The organism is Microbacterium yannicii PS01 (assembly GCF_000304335.1).
GTDB classification, from domain to species: Bacteria; Actinomycetota; Actinomycetes; order Actinomycetales; family Microbacteriaceae; genus Microbacterium; species Microbacterium yannicii_A.
Window position 1 is genome coordinate 1 of the sequence record NZ_CAJF01000066.1, and the last position, 2,748, is coordinate 2,748.

Annotated in this window: 3 protein-coding genes; 2 read left to right on the forward strand and 1 reads right to left on the reverse strand. The window is 71.1% G+C overall.

All coding sequences use genetic code 11. The features are described 5' to 3' along the window. Nucleotides 1–239: 239 nt before the first annotated feature. On the reverse strand, nucleotides 240–1,121 hold the full coding sequence (locus WYM_RS18780; protein WP_019182387.1) for an SDR family oxidoreductase: 882 nt from the start codon (nucleotides 1,119–1,121) through the stop codon (nucleotides 240–242). Between the two features lie 76 nt (nucleotides 1,122–1,197). On the opposite strand from WYM_RS18780, the gene WYM_RS18785 reads away from it, so the two are divergent. Next, complete coding sequence (locus WYM_RS18785; protein ID WP_019182388.1) at nucleotides 1,198–1,788, forward strand: DUF1697 domain-containing protein; 591 nt, start codon at nucleotides 1,198–1,200, stop codon at nucleotides 1,786–1,788. 197 nt (nucleotides 1,789–1,985) lie between these two features. Next, nucleotides 1,986–2,748: DEAD/DEAH box helicase (locus WYM_RS18790; protein WP_019182389.1), on the forward strand; the 763-nt coding region annotated here is incomplete at its 3' end.

Sequence of the window (2,748 nt, forward strand, 5' to 3'; positions counted from 1 at the left end):
AGGTGTTCTGGCGGAGGGAGGCCGATCCAGGCCGTATCGACCTGCCCTAGCCAGAGCACCTGTTCTCGGCAAGTCGGCCAGGCTGGTCCGATCGCCGCCGTCGTCCCTGCGTCCGCGGGAATCGTGCCTTCGAGCAGGCTGCATGGGACGGATGCCGCCCGTGTGCGGCGACCGACGCTGAGTGTCGTCGAGCCAACCTGCTCTCGGGCCCGTTTCGCGGGACCGGGCGCGACGCCGGTTCAGCCGAGCCCGAGCCCTCCGTCCGAGGTCAGCACCTGTCCGACGACCCAGGCGCCCTCGGGCGTCGCCAGCCAGCCGATGAGCCGCGCCGGATCGGCGGGCTCGCCGTACCGGCCGAACGGCGTCGCCTGCATCCACGCCTCGATCTCGTCGAGCGGCCGGTCCGTCGTCTCGGGGTCGAGGTATCCGGTGTTGACCGGCCCGGGATCGATCGTGTTCAGAACGATCCCGAGGTCGAGCAGCTCGGCGGCGACCGTCTTCGTCAGGCCCGCGAGCACGGCCTTGCTCGCGGCATAGGCGACCTCGCCGCGCATCGGGCCGTGGATCTGGCCCGACGTCATCCAGAAGACCCGGCCCGTCGGTTCGCGGAATGGTCCGCGGCGCTCGACGCGCTCACCGGGGCGGGCATCCGGTGCATCGGGTGCCGGAGCGTGCAGTGCCGCGAACTCCCGCGTCAGCAGGATCGTCGAGCGAGCGTTCGTCTGCCAGAAGGCGTCGAGCCGCTCCGGCGTCATGTCGAGGAGAGATCCGTCATCCCCCGACTGCGCGTGGTTGCAGACCAGGATGTCGAGCCGGCCGGTCAACGCCCGCGCCGCCTCGATGACGACGATCCCGGATGCCGCGTCCCGCAGGTCGGCCGAGATGTCCCCGAACGACGCACCGGCGGCGAGCGCGTCGCGAAGCTCCCTCCGCACGGCGTCGAGGTCGTCGCCGCCCCAGGGAAGGCGCACGTCGTGGGGCTGGAAGTGGTGGATGAAGACGTCGGCGCCCAGACGCGCGAACTGCAGGGCGACGGCGAAGCCGATGCCGCGGCGCCGCGAGACGCCGGTGACGAGGGCGGTCCTGCCGTGCAGCGGCAGGGACTCGGAGGAGGGGAACATGCGATGCCTTTCACGGACGCCGGGCTGCGGCATCCGGATCATGAAGAGGGTGACGAAGGCAGGTCACAGGCATTGCATGTCGACGACGATAACGGATGCCGCGGTCTCCGGCATCCGCGATGATGGCGGCATGCCGACCTACCTGGCGTTCCTGCGAGCCATCAACCTCGGGCCGACGAGGAAGTTCCCCAAGGACGACATCCGTCGGGTCGTCGAGAGCGTCGGCTTCACCGACGTCGAGACGCACATCAACACCGGCAACGTCCGGTTCACGACGCCGCTGCGCTCGCGCGCGAAGATCGAGGCGGCGCTCGAGAAGGCGTTCGCGGCGGATCGCGGGTTCGAGGTGCCGGCCATCGTCTTCACGACCGCGGAGTTCGCCGCGATCGCGCGGGATGCCGCCGAGCTGAGCGCCGAGCATCCGGGACTGGCCCGGCACTACGTGTACCTGATGAGGGATGCGCCGCCGGCCGACGCGATCGAGCGTGTGGAAGCGACGTCCACTCCCGCCGGGGAGATGGTCGTGCGCGGGCGTGCGGCGCACGCGCTGCTGCGGCCCGGGTACGAGGCCGGCGCGGTGGATCCGCTGGGTGCGGCGAAACTGCTCGGAGTCGCGACCAACCGGAACCTCACCGTCGTGACGACCATCGCCCGGAAGTGGTGCTGAGCGTCGGGAGCGGCGCTCCGCAGGAGAATCGTGTTTTCACCGGAGGAATGCCGCTGGATTCGTCCTGCGGAAGGCGAAGTCCCCTGCGCATGCGGCCCGCGCGGCGGCTCCCCCCCAGGGAATCCCGTGGTCAGGATGAGCACAGATCGGATGCCGCGGCCAGGCCGCCGTCGGATCCCTCGCCTACCCTGGAACGCGTGACGATTCCGCACGGCGACCCGTACGCCGACCTCGCCTGGAGTGACGCGGACGCCCCGCCGCCCGACGACGCGTGGGCTCCGCCGGCGGACGGCTGGTCCCCTCCGCCCGACCCTCAGCGCGTGGCGACCGGTTTCGTCGACTCGCCCTTCGAGAGCACCGGACCTCGGCGCGACTTCACCGGCACCGACCCGAGGATCGTGCTGCACGAGGTCTACGGGTACGACGCCTTCCGGGGCGAGCAGGATGCGATCGTCGAGCACGTGATCTCGGGCGGGGACGCCGTCGTGCTCATGCCGACCGGTGGCGGCAAGAGCGTCTGCTACCAGGTGCCGGCACTGGTTCGGCCGGGGACCGGTCTGGTCGTGAGCCCCCTCATCGCCCTGATGCACGACCAGGTCGACGCGCTCGTGGCCAACGGCGTGCGTGCCGCCTACCTCAACTCGACGCAGGCGCCGCCCGAGCGCGCGGCGGTCGAGCGGGCCTACCTCGCGGGTGAGCTGGACCTGCTCTACGTCGCTCCGGAGCGGCTCAACACCGAGACCACCCTGCGCTTCCTCACCCGGGGCCGACTCAGTGTCATCGCGATCGACGAGGCCCACTGCGTCTCGCAATGGGGTCACGACTTCCGCCCCGACTACCTCGCGCTGGGCGCGCTGGCCGAGCGGTTCCCTGGGGTTCCACGGCTCGCTCTCACCGCGACGGCCACCGAGGCGACCCACCGCGAGATGACCGAGCGGCTGCAGCTGCCGCGCGCGCGGC

What these genes read in the sequence shown, in the direction of transcription:
- WYM_RS18785 (WP_019182388.1), top strand. Translation starts at nt 1,198, where the DNA reads ATGTCGACGACGATAACGGATGCCGCGGTCTCCGGCATCCGCGATGAT.
- WYM_RS18780 (WP_019182387.1), bottom strand. Translation starts at nt 1,121, where the DNA reads ATGTTCCCCTCCTCCGAGTCCCTGCCGCTGCACGGCAGGACCGCCCTC.